Source organism: Rhodococcus sp. NPDC019647 (assembly GCF_044389235.1).
GTDB classification, from domain to species: Bacteria; Actinomycetota; Actinomycetes; order Mycobacteriales; family Mycobacteriaceae; genus Rhodococcus_F; species Rhodococcus_F oxybenzonivorans.
In genome coordinates, this window is the sequence record NZ_JBIRXS010000004.1 from 309,911 (window position 1) to 329,490 (window position 19,580).

The 19,580-nt window shown below is 66.4% G+C and carries 17 protein-coding genes; 7 read left to right on the forward strand and 10 right to left on the reverse strand.

The window, feature by feature from the left end; translation table 11 throughout:
* Positions 1-2 precede the first annotated feature (2 nt).
* A complete protein-coding gene (locus ACH49N_RS11520) occupies positions 3-707 on the reverse strand; it encodes a hypothetical protein (RefSeq protein WP_358272338.1) in 705 nt (234 codons plus the stop codon).
* A gap of 179 nt (positions 708-886) precedes the next feature.
* Here ACH49N_RS11520 and ACH49N_RS11525 point away from each other — a divergent pair, with 179 nt between their 5' ends.
* Complete coding sequence (locus ACH49N_RS11525) at positions 887-1,678, forward strand: SDR family NAD(P)-dependent oxidoreductase (protein ID WP_358272336.1); 792 nt, start codon at positions 887-889, stop codon at positions 1,676-1,678.
* Between the two features lie 10 nt (positions 1,679-1,688).
* Here ACH49N_RS11525 and ACH49N_RS11530 read toward each other — a convergent pair whose 3' ends face one another.
* Positions 1,689-2,591, reverse strand: coding sequence for a polysaccharide pyruvyl transferase family protein (locus tag ACH49N_RS11530; protein WP_397504507.1), 903 nt, complete (start codon positions 2,589-2,591; stop codon positions 1,689-1,691).
* A gap of 66 nt (positions 2,592-2,657) precedes the next feature.
* Between ACH49N_RS11530 and ACH49N_RS11535 the strand changes: the two genes are divergently transcribed.
* Complete coding sequence (locus ACH49N_RS11535) at positions 2,658-3,530, forward strand: hypothetical protein (protein ID WP_358272333.1); 873 nt, start codon at positions 2,658-2,660, stop codon at positions 3,528-3,530.
* Positions 3,531-3,544: 14 nt separating this feature from the next.
* Here the strand turns inward: ACH49N_RS11535 and ACH49N_RS11540 are convergent, their stop codons facing one another.
* Entirely contained in the window at positions 3,545-5,071 is a 1,527-nt protein-coding gene (locus tag ACH49N_RS11540; protein ID WP_358272331.1) for an NAD(P)/FAD-dependent oxidoreductase, read from the reverse strand.
* The gene (locus ACH49N_RS11545) at positions 5,068-5,961 is read right to left on the reverse strand and encodes an SDR family oxidoreductase (RefSeq protein WP_358272329.1); all 894 of its coding nucleotides are present in this window, start codon (positions 5,959-5,961) and stop codon (positions 5,068-5,070) included. Before ACH49N_RS11545 ends, ACH49N_RS11540 begins: the two co-directional genes overlap by 4 nt.
* Before the next feature lie 78 nt (positions 5,962-6,039).
* On the opposite strand from ACH49N_RS11545, the gene ACH49N_RS11550 reads away from it, so the two are divergent.
* Positions 6,040-6,678, forward strand: coding sequence for a TetR/AcrR family transcriptional regulator (locus tag ACH49N_RS11550; RefSeq protein WP_358272327.1), 639 nt, complete (start codon positions 6,040-6,042; stop codon positions 6,676-6,678).
* Between the two features lie 41 nt (positions 6,679-6,719).
* Here ACH49N_RS11550 and ACH49N_RS11555 read toward each other — a convergent pair whose 3' ends face one another.
* The 5 genes from ACH49N_RS11555 to ACH49N_RS11575 form a co-directional block, all read right to left on the reverse strand.
* Positions 6,720-7,367: an RES family NAD+ phosphorylase gene (locus ACH49N_RS11555; protein ID WP_358272325.1), complete on the reverse strand. Its 648-nt coding sequence runs from the start codon at positions 7,365-7,367 to the stop codon at positions 6,720-6,722.
* Positions 7,368-7,371: 4 nt separating this feature from the next.
* The gene (locus ACH49N_RS11560) at positions 7,372-7,968 is read right to left on the reverse strand and encodes a hypothetical protein (RefSeq protein ID WP_358272323.1); all 597 of its coding nucleotides are present in this window, start codon (positions 7,966-7,968) and stop codon (positions 7,372-7,374) included.
* A gap of 67 nt (positions 7,969-8,035) precedes the next feature.
* Complete coding sequence (locus tag ACH49N_RS11565) at positions 8,036-9,244, reverse strand: CoA transferase (RefSeq protein WP_358272322.1); 1,209 nt, start codon at positions 9,242-9,244, stop codon at positions 8,036-8,038.
* Between the two features lie 25 nt (positions 9,245-9,269).
* Positions 9,270-10,277, reverse strand: coding sequence for a MaoC family dehydratase (locus tag ACH49N_RS11570; RefSeq protein WP_358272320.1), 1,008 nt, complete (start codon positions 10,275-10,277; stop codon positions 9,270-9,272).
* A complete protein-coding gene (locus ACH49N_RS11575) occupies positions 10,274-11,113 on the reverse strand; it encodes a CoA ester lyase (RefSeq protein ID WP_358272318.1) in 840 nt (279 codons plus the stop codon). Before ACH49N_RS11575 ends, ACH49N_RS11570 begins: the two co-directional genes overlap by 4 nt.
* A 193-nt stretch (positions 11,114-11,306) precedes the next feature.
* Here ACH49N_RS11575 and ACH49N_RS11580 point away from each other — a divergent pair, with 193 nt between their 5' ends.
* From ACH49N_RS11580 to ACH49N_RS11590, 3 genes are read left to right on the forward strand one after another with little or no spacing between them, the layout of a single operon-like run.
* Positions 11,307-12,458, forward strand: a complete 1,152-nt coding sequence (locus ACH49N_RS11580; RefSeq protein ID WP_358272316.1) for an acyl-CoA dehydrogenase family protein — start codon at positions 11,307-11,309, stop codon at positions 12,456-12,458.
* 31 nt (positions 12,459-12,489) lie between these two features.
* Complete coding sequence (locus tag ACH49N_RS11585; RefSeq protein ID WP_358272315.1) at positions 12,490-13,236, forward strand: GntR family transcriptional regulator; 747 nt, start codon at positions 12,490-12,492, stop codon at positions 13,234-13,236.
* A gap of 45 nt (positions 13,237-13,281) precedes the next feature.
* Positions 13,282-13,734 carry a MaoC family dehydratase gene (locus ACH49N_RS11590; RefSeq protein WP_358272313.1) on the forward strand — a complete coding sequence of 151 codons (453 nt, stop codon included), beginning with the start codon at positions 13,282-13,284 and terminating at the stop codon, positions 13,732-13,734.
* Positions 13,735-13,738: 4 nt separating this feature from the next.
* On the opposite strand, the gene ACH49N_RS11595 is transcribed toward ACH49N_RS11590, so the two are convergent.
* Positions 13,739-14,881 (reverse strand): beta-mannosidase, encoded by a 1,143-nt coding sequence (locus tag ACH49N_RS11595; protein ID WP_358272312.1) that lies wholly within the window; start codon positions 14,879-14,881, stop codon positions 13,739-13,741.
* 223 nt (positions 14,882-15,104) lie between these two features.
* On the opposite strand from ACH49N_RS11595, the gene ACH49N_RS11600 reads away from it, so the two are divergent.
* Positions 15,105-19,580: an AAA domain-containing protein gene (locus tag ACH49N_RS11600; protein WP_358272310.1), complete on the forward strand. Its 4,476-nt coding sequence runs from the start codon at positions 15,105-15,107 to the stop codon at positions 19,578-19,580.

Consider the following 19,580-nt stretch of genomic DNA (forward strand, 5'->3'; position numbering starts at 1 on the left):
CGCTATTCGTCGGTAGCGCCCCGCCCTCGGCGACTGCCCCGATACGCCCCGATCCGTGCTGCGGCAAGCCACTCGGGCCGCAGCGCGATCGAGGGTGGGCAGTTCACTACCGGATCGAAAGACGGCTGTTCGTCATCCGCGAGGTCACGCACGTCGCTCAATACGACACGTCCTGACGGCGTCGGTGAATTGGTGAAAGTAGCCAGCTGTAAGGAGAACACGAGCGGCGCGATCGCGAGAGCATCGGCGAGTGCGTTGATAGACGTCGTCGGTGGGTGCTCACCGACCGGTTCGGCCACCACCCAGGTGGGCGGTCCGCCCGTCGAGGAGAGCGGCATGAGACTGCTGTACCGGGCGGTGTTCCATCCCGTGGCAGGAAGCGGCAGCATGCGGGTCAGCGACGAGGTGCCCGAACTCGCCAACAGTAGATCCCACGGCGTGGGGCCCTCGTCCAGATCGATCCGCAGCGCGAGACCCAGCACGTCGGGGATCATGGACGGAGTACCGATTCCACCGGACATCCGCGCGGTCACCGGCAACGAGATGCGGGTACGCCCCGGCCACCACGACGAGTTGAACTCGACTGAGCCGCCGATAACCAGCCCCTTGGGGTGGAACACCCGAGCATGGCGGACGGACGCGGCAATGCGGAACGGGCCCACGAATGCGCTGCGAACGGTGTCGAGTGCTCGTCCGGAATCGACCATGGTGCCTTCTCCTCGGTGGGTGTGCGGAAACCTGCGTCAGATGAGTCTTGTTCCATCGTCGGTGACCCGTGTTCCCCGCACAACTCCGACTGCACCCTGATCTGCCGGTGTGAGATGCCGGCACCCGGGTAATCGGCACCGTGATCGCCGACTGTTTCTCCCAGTGAGGGGTGAGAACTATGACCATGGCACGCCCACTGGCTCTCGTCACCGGAGCGTCGCGGGGGATCGGGCTCGAACTGACCAGATTGTTCGTCAAGGACGGTTACGATCTCGTCGTCGTGGCGGACTCCGATGCCCTGGACTCCGCCGTCACCGAACTGAGGTCGACGGGTGCCGGTGTGATTCCCGTGCGCACCGATCTACGCACCGAACAGGGTGTGGCGTCGGTGTGGGAGGCGATCACCACAGACGGCCGCCCGCTCGCTGCCGCTGCACTCAATGCCGGTGTGGGACAGGGCGGTGCGTTCGTCGACACCGACCTTGCCGACACGTTCGCCATCATCGACCTCAATGTGAGGTCGACCGTGCACCTGACCAAACTCGTGCTCGACGACATGGTCTCCCGCGGTGAGGGGCGGATACTGATCACCTCGTCCGTGGCCTCCACGATGCCCGGTCCGTATCAAGCCGTCTACAACGCCTCCAAGTCGTTTGTGCAGTCGTTCGCGGAGGGGCTGCAAGGGGAACTGAAAGACAGCCCGGTCACCATCACATCACTGATGCCCGGGCCCACGGACACCCACTTCTTCAGCCGCGCCGAGCTCGACGACACCAAGCTCGGTCAAGGTCCCAAGGATGATCCCGCCGAGGTCGCCAAGCAGGGCTACGAGGCCATGATGAAGGGTGAGCGCAAAGTAGTGGCCGGGTCAATCATGTCCAAGGCGATGGCGGCGGTGAACACGGTGACTCCGGACGCGGTCAAGGCGGCAGCGCATCGTCTCCTCGCCAAACCAGGATCCGGCCGGTGACCTGACACGTTCAGTCCACGGTAGGCAGCACACTCATGAGCGCGTCGAGTTGTTCGCGGCCCGCACGGTCGGAGACTTCGGCAAGATCGGCGGCTCGGCCGCGTCCCGCGTCCGACAGCACCCAGCTCAGTGTCTCCGACAGTCTGGCGGGCGACACCTCTTCCGCGGTGACGAGCCCGGGCCACGACCACGCAGCGGCCTGTGCGCTCACCTTCCCGCCCCCCGACACCGGGTCGACGGCAAGTGCGGGGACGCTGTTCTTCACCGCGAGTACGAACCCGTGCAGTCGCATGGTGATCACCGCGTCGAGCTTGCGAATGATGGATTCGGTGTGCGCCGGGGTGGCATTTTGCCGCCAGTCCCGAGGATCGAGGCGAGTGTCGAGTTCGACGAACGCGCAGTCGCTCATCGTGCACAACCACTCCGAAAGTTGCTGCCTCACAGTGTCGTGACGACGGCGGGCACCGTACTCGCGCTGGCCGGAGGTGAGGTAGACGCCGATCACCGGCACAGTGGGAGTGGGTACACCAGCCGAGAGGTCCCGCACCGCCGGCCCGTGCCCGTCCCGCGGTATGACGGTGTGGAACCGCGTCACAACGGGATCGCCGCGATCGATGATGCTGACACCCAGTGCGATCCGTGTGCAGTGGGCGAACCGGTCGTGCAGTTCGGCGATCGGCTGTCCCGTCAGCGGGCCGCACACGAACACCAGGTGGGTGCAGTCGCGGGGATCGACCTCGTCGAGCGGCGTCCCACCCTCGGGGCACATCACGGCACTCCACGCGACAGTGTGTGGAATGCGGCGCAATTCGAGTTCGGCCCGCACAGCGTCCATCGCGAGCACATCACCCGCCGTGGCCTCGCCGTGGAGGACGCTCGACCAGCCGACGATCAGAACGTGCATGGCGGTCATTCCTCACTTTCTCGTCGATTTCTGTGCGGAGATGTGTCACGGTCCCCGCTGCGGGTACCCGCAACTATGAATCTTCCCCATTTCACCCCCGCAGGCGCGAAGAAGCTCTGCGCGCGTTGTGCAGCCGTGGCATTCCTCCTCGGCGGTGGAGTGGCCGCCCAAGCCGGTTCGGTGAACGCCGCTCCGTCACCAGATGGGTTCGACACTGTTCCCGACCGTACCTCGCTGTCCTTCGCGCACTCGCCCAGCGGAACGCGGGTGGGTACCCCCAACTCCGCGGAGGCCCGACCCGGCCTGTCGACCGTCAAACTGTATGTGGCCGACTACATGCTCCGGCACGGCGACGGTTCTGCCGAGGACCGTGAGCTCGGTCAGCGCATGATTCGGGACAGCGACGACGGCGCCGCCTCCCAGGCGTACGCCAAGTATCCGCACTCCATCGACGCCGTTGCCCGCGAGTACGGTCTCATCGAAACGCGCGGCGCCGCGTTCTGGGGGAACTCGAGCACCAGCACGGCCGACACCGTCACCTTCCTGGAGGCGAAGAAGGCCACCGACCCGTCGAGTCCCATTCTCGGCTGGATGGCCACCGCCGCCCCCGTCGCGGCGGACGGAACGACCCAGGACTGGGGAACGAGCACGCTTCCCTCCGTCGTCGGCACCAAATGGGGCTGGTCCGACTACGGACCGGACATCGTCGCATCGGCCTCGTTCGGTCCCGACTTCTCGGTGGCAGCCAACACCTATGGGAGCAAGGAGCAGCACACAGCCGACGTGCTGGGAGCCTTCGGTCCCGAGCCGACGCCTGCGCCGGACCAGGTGCCGGTGCGCGAGCTGATCGAGCGTCTCGACACCACCGACAATCCCGTCGTCAGCCAGCTGGCCACGGCAATCCCACCCGAATGGACGCTACCGGCCGACATCCTTCCCGCCCCCTAACTGCTTATGCGACCTCAGCGTCCTGTCGTGAGCGATCGGGGCGGTCGTGATCCCCGGAAGATCATCGCGTCGTCGACGATCTTGCCGTGGCGAAAGGTGACGAGGTCGCGGAAGTAGTTCATGCGCAGCCGCCACGGGGCTTTCGAGCCCTGCTTCGGGAACGACTCCACCGAGCGGAGTACGTACCCCGCAGCGAAGTCGAGGAATGGTTCTTCGTCGACCGATGCATCACGTTCGGGCACGCAGTTCGTGTACCCCTTCTCGTCCATGTGCTCGAGGAGACGGCACACGTACTCGCACACGAGGTCGGCCTTCAGGGTCCATGATGCGTTGGTGTACCCGATGACGAACGCGAAATTGGGTACGCCGCTGAGCATCATGCCCTTGTAGGCCATCGTGTCCGCGAGATCGACGTCGCGGCCGTCGACGGCGAGCGTCATTCCGCCGAAGGCAAGCAAATTCAACCCGGTGGCGGTCACCACGATGTCGGCCTTCAGTTCCTCGCCCGACTTCAGGGCGATGCCGTTCTTCGTGAAGCTGTCGATGTGATCGGTGACGATCGACACCTCACCGTGACGGATGGCACGGAACAAGTCTCCGTTGGGGACGAGGCACAGACGCTGATCCCACGGGTTGTATCGCGGCGTGAAGTGGGTGTCGATGTCGTAACCGTGAGGAAGCCACTTCGTCTGCAGTTGCCGGATGCGGCCCTTCATGAACTCCGGATAACGCTGGCACAGTTGGTAGATCGCGACCGCGACCGACGCGTTCTTCAGCCGCGTCAGGGCGTAGGCGACGCGCGCGGGAAGGTGCTTGCGGAAGCGGTTGGCCAGCGCATCCTCGGCCGGCATGGAGAGGATGTACGTGGGCGATCGCTGGAGCATGGTGACGTGCTCGGCCTCGGCCGCCATCGACGGCGCGAGGGTCACCGCGGTCGCGCCGCTACCGATGACGACGACACGCTTGCCGGCGTAGTCGAGATCCTCGGGCCACTGCTGGGGATGCACCACCTGGCCGTCGAATCGTTCCAGCCCCGGGAAGTCCGGGGTGTAGCCCTCGTCGTACCGGTAGTAGCCGCTGCAGGAAAAGAGGAAATCCGCTGTCAGCGTTATCTTCTCGCCCGAGTCGGTGCGTTCGGCCTCGACCGTCCACGTCGAGGAGGCGCTCGACCATTCGGCCCGGACAACTCGATGTCCGAACCGGATGTGACGATCGATGCCGGCCTCGGCGGCCGTTGTGCGCACGTACTCGAGGATGGAGGGGCCGTCGGCGATCGACTTGTCGTTCTCCCAGGGCCGGAACCGGTAGCCGAGGGTGTACATGTCGGAGTCGGAACGGATTCCGGGGTACCGGAACAGGTCCCAGGTGCCACCGATCGCGTCGCGGCCCTCGAGGATCGCATACGTGCGGCCAGGGAAGTTGTCCTGCAGGTGGTACGCGGCACCGATCCCGGAGAGGCCGGCGCCGATCACGATCACATCGAGATGCTCGACTGCGGGCTCAGTCTCGGATAGGTCGGCGGCGGTGTCAGTGGATGTCATGACGGGTCGACCGCCACGTCGTCGAGCGCAACGTTGCGCGCGGAGGTGGACCGGCCGAGTGCGGCCACCTCTTCGTCCATCAACGGAAGAATCCGCGGGATGTGGGGCAGGACCGCGCGATCGCCGATTTTGGAGGTGACCACCGCTTTGAACCAGCCCACCGGCCCGACCCAGCGGGGTACGTACACGCGGCGCTTGCGGCGAGACAGGGCATGAACGAAGGCGCCGACGCACGCCTGCACCGACGTCGTCTTCCCTAGGGGGCCGGGCAGAACGGCGAGGAGCTGATTGAAAGCCGACAGATCCGCCTTCGCGTCCTGGACGAGTGGCGTGTCGATCCACGACATGTGCGCCGATCCGACCGCGACACCGAGGTGAGCGAGCTCGAGGTGGAGGGCGCTGGCGAAATGCTCGACCCCGGCCTTGCTGGCGCAGTACGCGGCGAGGCCGGGTGCGGCGGTGAATGCGGCGAGCGAGGAGACGACGAGTATGTAGCCCTTGCGTTCGATGACGGACGGGAGCGCGGCCCGAACCGTGTGGAAGGCGCCGAGAATGTTGATGTCGAGAACGCGCTTGAAGGTGGCCGGGTCTACCTGCGACACCGAGCCGTAGCTGGCGATTCCGGCGTTCGCGAGCACCAGGTCGATGCCACCGAACTTCGCGACCCCGGCGTCGACGGCTCTCTGCATCGCGGGCAGGTCACACACGTCGGCGACGGCGGCGAGGGCAACGTCGTCGCCGAGTTCGGTGACCAGAGCCTGCAAGGGCGCAGCATCCAGGTCGATCAAGACGAGCTTGGTGCCCTTCGCGGCGAGCGCGCGGGCGGTGTCTGCCCCGATGCCCCGTGCGGCGCCCGTGATGAGCGCGACCTTGTTCCTGAGCGTGGGCATGGTGATCTCCTGGCGTAGTTATCTGGCACCGCTTGGTGTCAGTTTGTATCTGGAACCGGTCGGTGTCAATATTGGGTCGTGAGTTCGCCCAGGCTCGAGGAACCCGGTCGCACCTACCGCGGTGCGGGACCGCAGCAACGTCAGGAAGAGCGCCGACTGCGCTTGATCGACGCTGCGGTCGAGGTGTTCGGCACTACCGGATACCGCTCGGCGACGGTCGGGAAGATCTGCGCGGTCGCCGGGCTCACCAAGCGCTACTTCTACGAATCCTTCACCGACAGCGAGGCGCTGTTGCTCGCGGCGTATGGCACGGTGACCGATCGGTTGCGGGAGGATGTGCTCGCCGGAGCCGGCCGTGACCCCGCCGACCTCGACACCCGAGTGCGAGGCGCCCTCACCGCATTCTTCGAGTCCGTCGCCGAGGATCCCCGAATTTCGCGGATCGCGTTCCAGGAGGTTCTGGGTGTCGGGCCGGAAGTGGACCGCGCCTATCGCCGGGTCACCCTCGAGTTCGTCGACGCCGTTCTCTTCGTCATCAATCCGGTGATCGATCGGGCGCCGGATCCGCATCTGCACACCCTCGCCACCGGACTGGTCGGTGCCGTCCTGATGATCGCGCAGCAGTGGGTGTTGTCGGAGAAACCTCAGCCCATCGAGGCGGTCATCGCCGACGCGCACACGATCCTCTCGTCCGTCCTGGGCCGCCTGCACGACTGACCGACGCGGGACATTACCGCCGCTCTGTCCGGGGCTGTCGATCAGATCGTGGAGGCCAGAGTCGCGTTGTAACAGGCCAGGATCCCTTCGACGAGAGCTAGTCCGGCGGGGCTGTCCAAATTCACGGAGGTACCGGAAACGTCGAGAGCGGGATGGGTCGGGTTGGCCGGATCGGTGGTGAGCATCCAGGCGAACTGGTCCTCGTTATGGCGGCATCGGTACACCAGTCCATCGGCGGAGGGGGCAGCGTCGAAGAGCGCTCGGGCCCAGGTACGGGTGTAGAGGTAGTCGGAGGGATCGGACTTGGTGAGCCAGGTGTCCTGGCCGACTGCGGACAGGTGCGGCCCGTGCAGGGCGATCACGGTGACGTCTGTAGTGACGGTGAGCCGGCTCAGTACCCGGCCGGCGATCCGGGCGCGTGGCACCAACCGAGGGCTCCCGGTGACCGCGAGGTCCCGGCACAGTGTTTCGGCGACCGCGGCCTCGGGTGAATCGCCGAGGTATGTGTAGGCGTAGTCACCAGTGAGGCTGTCGAAGCGGGCGCCGCCGGGAACGGTGGGCTGCGCCGTCGGATTCACCGCATTGGCCGCATAGGTGCCGGTGTGGATCCGCCACAGTTCGGTGCCCCGGGGCAGGAAGACGACGACAGGCTTCTCGGCTAGATCGGGCGGTGGTGGTGCCGCGGGCACTGCCTCAGTCCGCCAACAGGTCGCGGGCGATTGCCCGGACCACCTCGTCGTGCCCCCCGGCGGCAGCGAGGTCGGCGGGTGACTGCCCGTCTGGCAGCCATCCGGATGGGCTGAGCCACCAGGAGCTGACACCCCACGGGTCGTGCTTGGCATCGAGGAGGTGGTTGATCTCTGCGACGACGGGACGGACCTTCGCGGTGCCTGCGTCGAATTGGAAACTGGGATAGAGGTAGCGGCCGCCGATCTCGTATCCGACGATGTCACCTCGTTCGCGTAATCGGCTGGCGGGGTTGCGCCGGTTGTTGTCACGCGAACGCAGCACGTCAGCCACGTCGGCCGCTTCGAGGTGGGGATGGTCGAAGAGTGCCTGCCTCGCCGCGGTCTCGATCCTTGCCCGTGCGATCGATGCCGCCACCGCGTGCGCGGGCACTGCCGCGGCGATGGACGCGGTAAGGGTGGGTCCCGAGGCGACCAGCGAGAGGAGGGCTTCGCGCACCGCGCTCATCGATTCCCGGTTGCTGACTTCTCGGGCGAGGAGGGTGAAGAACTCGCCGTCGGGCAGTGCGCGTAGCTCTGCGCCGAGATCGTGGTCGATGCTCATGACAGGCTCCTTTGATGCGACGCTAGTGACAGCCTACCCCTCTGTCGATTCTGTCGCATGCTCTCCGTCAGCCTGCGACGACGCCGCGCTCGTACAGCGCGGCGATGTCGGATTCCGGCGTGCCGAGCCAGTCCTTCAACACCTCTGCGGTGTCTTCTCCCACCGCGGATGCCGGTGCGACGGTGGCGTGGTGGCCGTCGAACGACGCGGGATGCCCGGATGCGAGGTAGGTGCCGATGCGCGGCTGATCGAGGGGAGTGAACATCGGGTTCTTCTCGAGTTCCCCGGACTTCACCACTTCCTCGAAGGTACGGTAGCGCTCGGCGAGCACGGACGTCTTCGAGAGTGCCTCGGCAACTTCGGTTGCGGTGTGTTCGCGGAACCAGCGGGCGAACAGGGCTGTGAGGACGTCGCGGTGGGTGAAGCGATCGGTTTCGCGTGCGAAGTCCACGTCGAGTGCGGTGGCGAGTGCCTCCACCGCGGCCGTGGTTCCGGTGACGGCGACAAGGTCACGGAAGTGACGTGGGGTGAGGGCGACGATCATGAACTGTTCGCCGTCGCTGGTGGTGAAATCCGTTCCGTAGGTGCCGTAGACGGAGTTTCCGGTCGCCGGCCTGCCGGTGCCGTTGATCTGGACTTCGGTGAGGTAGCCGAGCGTGCCTGCGGTGGCGAGCGCGACGTCCTCGAGCGGCAGGCGGATGTGGGTGCCCTCACCGGTGGCGTCGCGGTGCCGGACGGCGGCGGCAACGGCCAGCGCGGCGTACAGCCCACACACCACGTCCCACGCGGGCAGGACGTGGTTGACGACACCGGCATGATCGGTGGGACCGGTGATGGACGGGAAACCGAGTCCCGCATTGACGGTGTAGTCGACGGCGGGGGAACCGTCGGTGCCACCGAGAACTTCGAGGGTGATGACGTCGGAGCGCAGGGCGCTGAGCGCGTCGTGGGCGAGCCAGTCACGGCCACCGGCGTTGGTGACGAGGATTCCGCCACCCGCACCGGGGGCCGTGACCAGTTGCTGCACCAGTTCCTGCCCCTCGGGGCTGCGCATGTCGACGGCCACGGACCGCTTACCGCGGTTGAGACCGGTCCAGTAGATGCTCTCGCCGTCACTCGTGACCGGCCAGCGCTTGTAGCAGGCGGAGCCGCCGACGGGGTCGACCCGGATCACCTCGGCCCCCAGCTGAGACAACGTCAACCCGCACAGGGGGGACGCGATGAAGCTGGAGACCTCGACGATCCGAAGTCCGGCAAGGGGAGTGTGGGCAGTCACGAGAGAAGCTCCTTGATGGTGGAGATCAGGCCATGAGGGCGGTGAAGCGCCAGTCCAGAACGGGAACGTCGGAGGCTGCGACGTTGTGCGCGAACACCAGCGACCGAAGGTGGAGTAGCCCACCCCCAGTGGCGAGGGCTTCGGCACTCTCGACGCGGAGTTCACTGGTGAGGGTGTCGCCCTCATGGACGGGCCCGGTGTGATCGCACGACTTCCAGCCCAGGACCGTGACGAGGTTGGGCAGCGCGCGCGTGGCCTGCCCGAGGGCGATCCCGATCGTGTGGCCGCCGTAGACGAGCCGGCCGTCGGCGCCGACGCGCTCGTCGTGGTGTGTGGCCGCGATGTTGAGGGTCAGGCGTGCGAGTTCCGGTGCGCTGGACACCACATCACCGCTGCTGCGGAACACCGCACCGGCGAGGCCGGGGGTGAAGTGTTCGCCGGGCACCTTCTCGCGGTACACGCCGAGATCCCATCCCTCCGGTGCGCTGAAGGGCTGCTCCGATTGCGGTCCGACGGCCGACAGGTCGTCCGCCTGCCGGACGCGGTTCTCGTCGGGGCTCTCGGAGAGGGGAAGCATTGCGCAGCGGTAGAAGTCGAGGACCGTCCGGCCGTCCTGATCGGTCGACGTCATCCGCAGGGCGGCGAGACCCGTGGGCTTCCGCCCGGGTTTCGCGGAGTTCTCGCGCAATCCCACTACCTCCGTGCGGGTATGGAGGGTGTCGCCGAGGTGCGGGAAGCGGTGGAACCGCAGGCCGCGGTAGAAGAGGTTGGCCTTCACGTGATGGGTGGCCACCGTCGACTGTCCGATCGCGAGGTCACACACGAGTCCCGGGTTGGCCACCCCCTCGGACGCTCCGGTGACCGCCCGCGACAGGTGAGTATCGAGTGGCAGCCGCATCCGGTCACCGAGGATCGCCTGGTGGGTGGCCGAGAGGCCACTGGTCAGAGTGACGGCAGGAGCCGAATCGAAAACCTGACCGATCTCGAGTTCGTCGAAGTACGGTCCACCGACGTACGTCTGCGTGATCATCATTGTCCACCCACCTGTGCGAGAACCCGTCGTGCCGCAACTGCGACGGCTTCGTCGAGCATCTGACCGTCGAGTTGCGCGGCGCCGTTCCCGGCCGCCTCCGCGTAAGCGAGTGCGTCGATCACTCGTCGCGCATTGTCGACGTCGGCGTTCGAGGGAGTGAATGCCGCGGCGGCAGAGGAGATCTGGTTCGGGTGGATCACCCACTTGCCGTCGAATCCGAGGGCGCTCGTCCACGACGCCGAGTGCCGGAATGCGTCGTCGTCGGCGATGCCGAGGAAGGGGCCGTCGATCGCCTGGATACCTGCGGCGCGAGCGGCCACGAGGACCGCCTCCTGAATGGCGAGCCAGTGCTCGGGGAGGGCTCCGCGGGAACGTCCCAGTGCGGCACCCAGATCGGCGTAGCCGATGATGACCGCATCGAGGTGATCGGCCCGTGAGATCGCATCGATGTTCTGTACCCCGTGCGGTGTTTCCACCAGCGCCTGGAGTCGGACGGTCCCGACGGCGTCCGCGGCGTCCTGCAGATCCTTGTGTGTCTCGGTCTTGGGAACGACGATGCTCGCCAACGAGGGGCCGAGCTCGGCACATGCGGCGAGGTCGTCCGCTGCCCACGGTGTGGTGAGCGCGTTGATGCGGACGGAGACTGCCCGGGAGCCGTCCGATTCGCGCACGAGGCGAGAGACGAGATCGCGGGCCGCAGCCTTCTTGGCCGGTGCGACGGCGTCCTCGAGATCGAGGACCACCTCGTCGGCGTTCGACTGCAAAGCCTTCAGTGCTTTGCGTTCGTCGGATCCGGGGGCCACCAGGACGGCGCGCCTGCGGGTGAGGTTCTGCACGATGCTTCATTCCTCGTTTCGGGATTGCCGGGTTTCGAGATAGCCGGGCACGGCCGATATGTACGGCCAGAACTTCAGGACCGCACACGATGCTGGCAGGGCCTAACCGGCTATGTCAAGACGGATTCTTGACTTGCGACGAACAAAGCGCAACTATGGCCGTACAAATGTCGAGCGCGTGAGGTGAGGGTTCATGGGCAAGTTGAACGAGGAAGAGACGTACCTGGTCGAGACGGTGCGGGCTTTCATCGACCGCGACGTCAAGCCGACGGTGCAGGAGGTGGAGCACGCCAACGAGTACCCCGAGAAGTGGATCGAGCAGATGAAGCAGATCGGGATCTACGGGTTGGCGGTGCCGGACGAGTACGGCGGATCGCCGGTGTCGATGCCGTGTTATGCGCAGGTGACGCAGGAGTTGGCCCGCGGGTGGATGAGCCTGGCCGGGGCGATGGGTGGGCATACCGTGGTCGCGAAGTTGCTGTCGTTGTACGGCACCGAGGAGCAGAAGCAGCAGTATCTCCCGAAGATGGCGACGGGCGAGATCCGGGCCACGATGGCGTTGACCGAGCCCGGTGGGGGATCGGATCTGCAGGCAATGTCGACCAATGCGAAGACCGACGGCGACGATCTGGTGATCAGCGGTGCGAAGACGTGGATTTCCAACGCCCGCCGCTCGGGATTGATCGCTCTGCTGTGCAAGACCGATCCGAGTGCGAATCCGAAGCACCGGGGTATTTCGATCGTGTTGGTCGAGCACGGTCCGGGACTCACGGTGTCGCGGGATCTGCCGAAACTGGGCTACAAGGGGGTCGAGACGTGTGAGCTGTCGTTCGACGGTTATCGCATTCCGGCCACGGCGATCCTCGGCGGCACCCCGGGCAAGGGGTTCGGGCAGATGATGAAGGGTCTCGAGACCGGTCGCATCCAGGTGGCCTGCCGGGCGCTCGGAGTGGCGACGGCGGCGCTCGAGGATTCCCTCGCCTACGCCCAGCAGCGGGAGAGCTTCGGCCAGCCGATCTGGAAGCACCAGTCGATCGGCAACTATCTGGCCGACATGGCGACCAAGTTGACGGCGGCGCGTCAGCTGACCTGGCATGCGGCCGAGCAGTACGACAACGGCGAGCGGTGCGACATGGAGGCGGGTATGGCGAAGCTGTACGCGTCGGAGGTGGCGATGGAAATCGCGCTGTCGGCGGTCCGTATTCACGGTGGGTACGGCTACTCCACCGAGTACGACGTCGAGCGGTACTTCCGGGATGCACCTCTGATGATCGTCGGCGAGGGCACCAATGAGATTCAGCGCAACGTCATCGTCTCGCAACTCGTGGCCCGAGGCGGTCTGTAGTCCCACAACCTGCACGTAGGATCGGTGCGCGATGAACGGTAGGGAACGAGAGAGCGAGCCGGCGTACCAGCTGGTGTCCAGACAGCTGCGCGAGCACATTGCTGCGGGCAAATACCGCGACGGCGTGAAACTTCCCACCGAATTCGAGCTAGCGGAGCAACACGGGGTGAGTCGTCAAACGGTCCGGCGGGCGTTCCAGGATCTGGTGGCCGAGGGCATCGTCTACCGGGTGCCCGGGCGTGGCACCTTCGCGGCCGAGTCCGATGGCCGCTACCTGCGTCAGCTCGGATCCATCGAAGACCTGATGAATCTGTCCACGGACACCACCATGGAGGTGGTCTCGCCGCTGCGCCGCCGGGTCGACATCGAGGCGGCGAGCAGGCTCCGGCTCGATACCGACCTCGTTCACACGGTCGTGTTCCGGCGACGTCACGACGACACACCCTTCGTGCTGACCACCGTCTACCTTCCCGACGAGATCGCACGGCTCGTCGTCGACGCGCCCGAAATGGCCGAGGGCGCCGTCAGTTCGTACACCATCATCGGGCTGCTGGAACCGCACCTGCGAAGTCCCATCGTCGAGGCGGCGCAGTCGATCACCGTGGCGCCGGCCACCGAGTTCGTTGCCCGGGAGCTGGGCTGCGATGTCGAGCACCCGATGTTGCGAGTAGACCGCCTGTACACCGACGCAGAAGGCCGGATCGTCGAACTCGCGGTCAGCTACTTCCTACCCGAGCACTACACCTACCGAGTCACGCTCCGCCGCGGCGGACGCTGAACCACAACCACTCTGAACTGTGAACCAACGAGGAGAAATGCCGACATGCGCGTGTTCAACGGAATCGACGAGGTCGAAGCTGCTGTAGGGGAGTCCCTCGGCTTCAGCGAATGGCTGGAGGTCACGCAGGACCGGGTGAACCTTTTCGCCGACGCCACCGAAGATCACCAGTGGATCCACGTCGACCCGGAGCGTGCCGCAAACGGCCCGTTCGGCGCGGCGATCGCGCACGGCTATCTCACGCTCTCACTGCTGCCGAAGCTCGGCGCAGAAATCATGCGCGTCGACGGAATGAAGATGGTGATCAACTACGGGCTCAACAAGGTTCGCTTCCCGGAACCGGTCCGGGTGGGGGCGTCGATCCGCGCCGGCGGCGAAATCGTCTCCTGCGAACGCACGGCCAAGGGTGCCCAGGTGGTCGTGAAGAACACCATCGAGATCAAAGGATCCGACAAGCCGGCGTGCGTAGCGGAGACGGTGCGCGTGCTCGTGTCCTGAATTCTCAGTAGGCGCCCGGGGCGGTACCCGTGCCGAGGGACCCGAACTGCTCGACCACATCCCACAGCGGGTCGTCGGGCCCCACGTCGTAAGTGCACTCGGTGGGCCTCGGATCCGGAACGAACGCCCAGAGCAGTGCCCCAGCTGCGCCCGCATCGCGTTGACCGGTGAGTTTCGTGGTGATGTGTGCGGCCCGGTCGTCAAGGTCGCCGCACGAACCGGCGAGTTCACCGATCTCGCCCATGAGGAGCGGCTTCCCCAGCGCCTCCGCCTGTTCGAGTCGTCGACCCAGACCGTTCCACTGATCGCCCGGCAGCGGGACGGCGTCGGCGCCGTAGTCGTGATACTGGACGACGTCCACATACGGCGACGCCCCGACGAACTGGTATTCATCGCCCTGGGTGCCGCATTGCCCGCCGCCGGTGAATCCGGCCGTGATCAGGGTCCGCGGGTCGCGGGCGCGGAGCTCGGCCCCGGCGTCGTCGAAGAAGTCCCGCAATACCTGCGCGGCGTCTGGGCCACATGACCGAGTCCACCACGAACATGCGGCATCCGTGCATGTGCTCGTCTCCGGTTCGCCCACCAATTCCCAGGCGGCCAGTGAGGACGAGCTCTTGTACCGGGCGACGGCGGTGTGCATCCAGTCCTGGAAGCTCATCAACGTGCGGGGAGCCCCCGGTGTCATGGTCTGCCACCCGTCGACATACCACTGCCGGCCCTTGAACACGTCGTCTTCACACGCGCCGTCCTGCGGTGCGAGGACGGGAATCACCATCTGGTCGTGTGCCTCGGCGGCAGCGAAGACGGCGTCGATCGGTCCGAAGTCGAGCTGCCCGGTGAACCGGTTGATCGCCAGTGCCTGGAAGAGGTTGAACCGGGTCAGCGAGTGCGCCGGAAGTGACGAGAAGTAGGACCCGAGATCGACCATGGCCCCACAACCCCAGTTCACCGACCAGTTGGTGGCCAACTGATAGGCGTTGAAACCCGTCGGCCACCAGGGTTGACCGTCGAGGGCGAATCCCTCGGAAGACGCCGTGACCCGCGACCCCGGCGCGGGGTCGGCAGCCCCGACGGCACCGGTTCCGAAGGCCAGGAGAGCGGCGGCGGCCAGCACGGCACCGGCTCTGGTGATGCGCGAATCGGCCATGGACAGATACTAGAGACCGAATGGTCCGAATGGAGGGTGGCGGGGAGGGGCATCGATGCGCGGTGGTGCCAGGCGACCGTCCAGTCCCTGTGACCTGCGCAACTGCCGGGCGCTCTTCCTGACTCCGAACGGGGACTACGCCTCGATCTCGTCCCCGTCGACCCGATAGTGTGCAGGGCGGGGGCCAGCGCCGACCATCACCGAGAACTCTCAGAGGTTTACATTGTCGAGTCCCGAAACCGACGCCGAGCTCGCAGGCCGCGTCCAGCGGCTGCTGCAGTTCCTGCGCGAAATCGTCAGGGCTCGCACCAAGCCTGTACTGCGTGTCGACCAGCACGAACAAGTGGAATGGCTGTACCGCGAAGGCCGGGTGCTCCGATTCTCGGCAGATGCAGCGCAGGGTGACATCGTCCTTCGAGTGCCCGTCGCTGCCGTGGAGGATCCACCGGCACTGCCGCCCGTTCTGCAGGGCTGGGTGGATGCGGCTGCCCGATCCGACAGCTCGCGTCCCGAACTCGCCTTGAACGCATCGGACGCCTACGCGGAAGACTCCGACGAGGAATACGACGTCCGCCGGGCGTACGAGGTCAGGCAAGCATTCGACGCGTACCTGCCGCGGTGGAAGGCCTGGGCGGCGACGGATCGCGAACAGCGCCCGCACGCCGAGCTGTACCAGTCGCTGCAGTCGATGCTGCAGGAACTGAATGCCCGGCCCGAGTCGATCGAACTCGTCCTCGCCTCCGGTCTGCTCACCGTTCCCAGTGTGGGTCCGGATGCCGGTATCCGCACCCACCTCGTCACGCAGCCCGCGGGGATCTCCCGCGACATTCGGACAGGTGACCTCCTCGTGCGGTTGACGCCGAGCACAGCGCCTCGACTCGAAGATTCCCAGCTGCTGACCGGGCTCGGCCTCTACGACAGCTCGCAGTCGATGCGACTGCAACAGCAGTTGCAGGAGGTCGCGACCTCTCCGCTCGGCACCGAGATCGGGCAGTTCCTCCGGGAGTGGGCCCCGCTGACGGTCACCACCGCTCTCGACGTCCGTGATGCTGTCGAGCCCCCGGACGAGACGGGGACGGCCACACTCGCCCCAGCACCCGCGCTGGTGCTCCGCAAGCGCAGCGCATTCGCGCTCGTCGAGTACTACGAGAAGATGATCGCCCATCTCGAACGCGACGGTGCCACGGTCCCGCTCGGGCTTGCCCAGCTGGTCGACGCGATCGAGCCGGCGGACCGAGTGACGTGGCTGCAGCGCACCGGTGCTGCCGCGCCCGCCACGCTCGCCGAGGACCCTCTGTTCCCCCTCCCCGCCAACGCAGAGCAGTCGCAGATCATCGAGCGCCTCGGTGGAGACAGTGGGGTAGTGGTCGAGGGGCCGCCCGGGACCGGAAAAACCCACACCATCGCGAACCTTGTCTCGGCCCTCCTCGCCCGGGGACAGCGGGTGCTGGTCACCAGCGAGAAGGCTCAGGCTCTGCGGGTGCTCCGCGACAAGCTGCCGCCCGAGATGCAGGAACTGTGCGTCTCGATCACCGACCTCTCGCGCGGTGGATCCGACGAGCTCAACCGCAGTGTCGCGACGATTGCCGAGCGGAAGTCGTCGTTCAACCCGGACAGTGAGGGTAAGCGGATCGCCGACCTGCGGGCCCAGCGGGCGGAGGGAATGCAGAAACGCGCGGTGGTACTCGACCGCGTGACGGCACTGCGCGAGTCCGAGACGTACCTCCACGATCCCGTGGCCGAGGGTTACGAGGGCACGGCCGCCACGATCGTCCGCAAGGTCATGGCACTTCAGGCCGACTTCCAATGGCTCCCCGGACCCCTGCTGAGTGACGAACCGCCGCTGACGGGCGCCGAGCTCGACACGTTGCGCGCACTGTGTGTGTCGGCCACACCGGAACGTGCACTGCGCTCGCGGCAAAGTCTGCCGCCACTCGACGCACTTCTGCCCACCCGCGCAGAACTCGAACGGCTCTGCGCACGGGCGTCGACCACCGTTCCCATCGACACCCCCCAGTCGGCGCATCTACTGGACGTCCTCGGCGGTGTCGACACCGATACTGCGCACACGGTCCGCCGGCACTGCAAGGAACTGCAGGCCCGGGCTCACGACGTCCTCGAACTCGACGGCAGATTCCACGAACTGGCCGACACGATTCTGGCCGGTCGGGCCACGCATTTGTGGGGCCGATTGGATGCGCTGCCTGCCATCGTGGAAGCGGCCGCCGCCGCCGACCGCTACATCGGCGCGCACGACGTCCAGTGTTCCGTCATGAGCAGGCCTGCACTCCACGCGGTCGGGGCGCTGGCCGTCGCCATGGAATCCGGTGCCGTCGAATGGAAGTCGCGCTTTCGTCGCAGCGACGAGCAGAAGGCCGTCGAGGAACTCGGCATCGAGGCGACCGTCGACGGACTACCCGCCACCACGGCCGCTGCCGTCCGGCTCGTGACGGAACACCTACGCGCGCACGACGCCGCGCAGACCGCGGCGACACTGCTGGGCGATCTCGGCATTCCGGTGGAGATGAACGGTTCCCGCGCCGTTCAGGTCGACAGCCTCAACCTGATGGTCGGCAGGATCGCGCGGGTGCGTGCCTTGCTCGTGGTGCGGGATGCCCTTGCCCGTGAGCTGTTCGCCCTGTCGCCCACTGCCCCCCGCATGCGCACACTTCGCGACGCCACCGCGGTCGCCGGTGCGGCCGAGGCCATCACCACCCGCACCGACGTCAACAGTGCGCGTGCAGAACTCGACGCCATCGTCTCGGCGGTGTCTGCCGAGATCGACTCGGGTCCCTCCCCCGAGGGCACCGCTCTGGTTTCCGCACTCGACCGTGCCGACAACGCGGCACTGTCCGCTGCCCTTGCGGAATACGCCAGGGCGCGCGCCGAGCAGCACGATCAATTGCTCTTCGACGAGTTGTCCGACCGCCTCGCCCCCGTGGCCCCGGCCTTCTACGAGCTGGTGCGCCGGACAGCGACGCTTCCCGAATGGGACGAGATGAGCTGGCAGCTGTCGGAGGCGTGGGCGTGGCGTCGTGCGCGTCAGTGGGTCACCGAACAGCACCGCGCCGGGCGCGAGCAGGAACTCGAAGCCCAACTGAACGGCCTCGACGCCGATCTGGCACATCTGACCGCTCGGCTGGCGGCCGCCGCCGCGTGGCGGGACTGCCTCGAGAATCTCACCGCCGACCAGGTCCGGGCGCTGCAAACGTACCGCGAACACATCTCCAACATCGGTGCCGGAGGCGGAAAGTACGCCGAAAAGTACCGCAGTGCAGCCAGATCCGCGATGGGAGAGGCGCAGGGAGCCGTGCCCGCCTGGGTGATGCCGCTGCAGCAGGTCCTCGCGTCCATACCGCCGGTCCCGGGCAGCTTCGACGTCGTCATCGTCGACGAAGCGAGTCAGGCCGATATCACCAACCTCTTCCTGCTGTGGCTGGCACCGCGGGTGATCGTGGTAGGCGACGACAAGCAGTGCGCGCCCGCTGATATCCCCACCAACGGGACGCTCGACGACGTCTTCACCAGATTGGACGCCTACCTTCCGGATCTCCCGGAATACGTGCAAGCGACGCTGACACCCCGGTCGAGCCTGTTCTCCATCCTGCGTACCAGTTTCGGCCAGGTGGTCAGGCTGCGCGAGCATTTCCGGTCGATGCCCGAAATCATCAACTGGTCGAGTACCCAGTTCTACGGTGAGTTGCCGCTGGTGCCGGTGCGGCAGTTCGGTGCAGACCGGCTACCGCCCCTGCGGCACACCTACGTTCCCGACGCCACGGTGTCGGGGAAGGATGCCACGCTCGCCAACCACGTCGAGGCGAAGGCGCTCGTCGATCAGCTCATCGAATGCCTCGTCGATCCCCGCTACGACGGAAAGACGTTCGGAATCGTGGTACTGCAAGGACAGTCGCAGGTCGACGCGATCCGCGGCGAATTGGTGCGGCGCATCGGAATCGAGCAGTGGGAGCAACGGCGACTGCGGGTGGGAACACCGCCCGACTTCCAGGGCGATGAACGCAGCGTCGTATTCCTGTCCATGGTGGTGACGCCGGAGCAGCACTTCGTGCCGCTGACGGCCAATCAGTACAAGCGTCGATTCAACGTCGCGGCGTCGCGGGCGCAGGACCAGTTGTGGCTGTTCCACTCGGTGACCGTCGACGAATTGAAGCGGGCCGACCTCCGTAACTCCCTGCTGAGCTACGTCATGTCGACGTCGCCGGCGCCGGCCGAGCCGATGCCCCGAGGGGTGAGCCGAGACGTCCGGACGCCACCGTTCGACAACCTCCTCGAGCAGCGGGTGTTCCACGACATCGCCGAGCGCGGTTATCACGTCAATCCTCAAGTCGAGGTGAACAATCGGCGCATCGACCTCGTGGTGACCGGCGGGACGATGAGGTTGGCCGTCGAATGTGATGCGGACGCCTTCTCCACTACGCCGGCGCAGCGCATCGCCGACCTCGAACGCGAGCAGGAACTCAAGCGGTGCGGCTGGACCTTCTGGCGTGTGCGCGAATCCGAGTACTACCTCGACCCGAAGGCGGCGATGGCCGGCCTCTGGGACACCCTGGACAACCTGGGTATCGCCCCGCACGCCGTCGACCACGCCACCGCGATCGAGATGGCGGCCGCCGAGCGGGCGTCCGGAGACGGCGCTCTTCCCGAGCGCGGCAAGCACGCGGCGCCGGCTCTGGCCGACTGA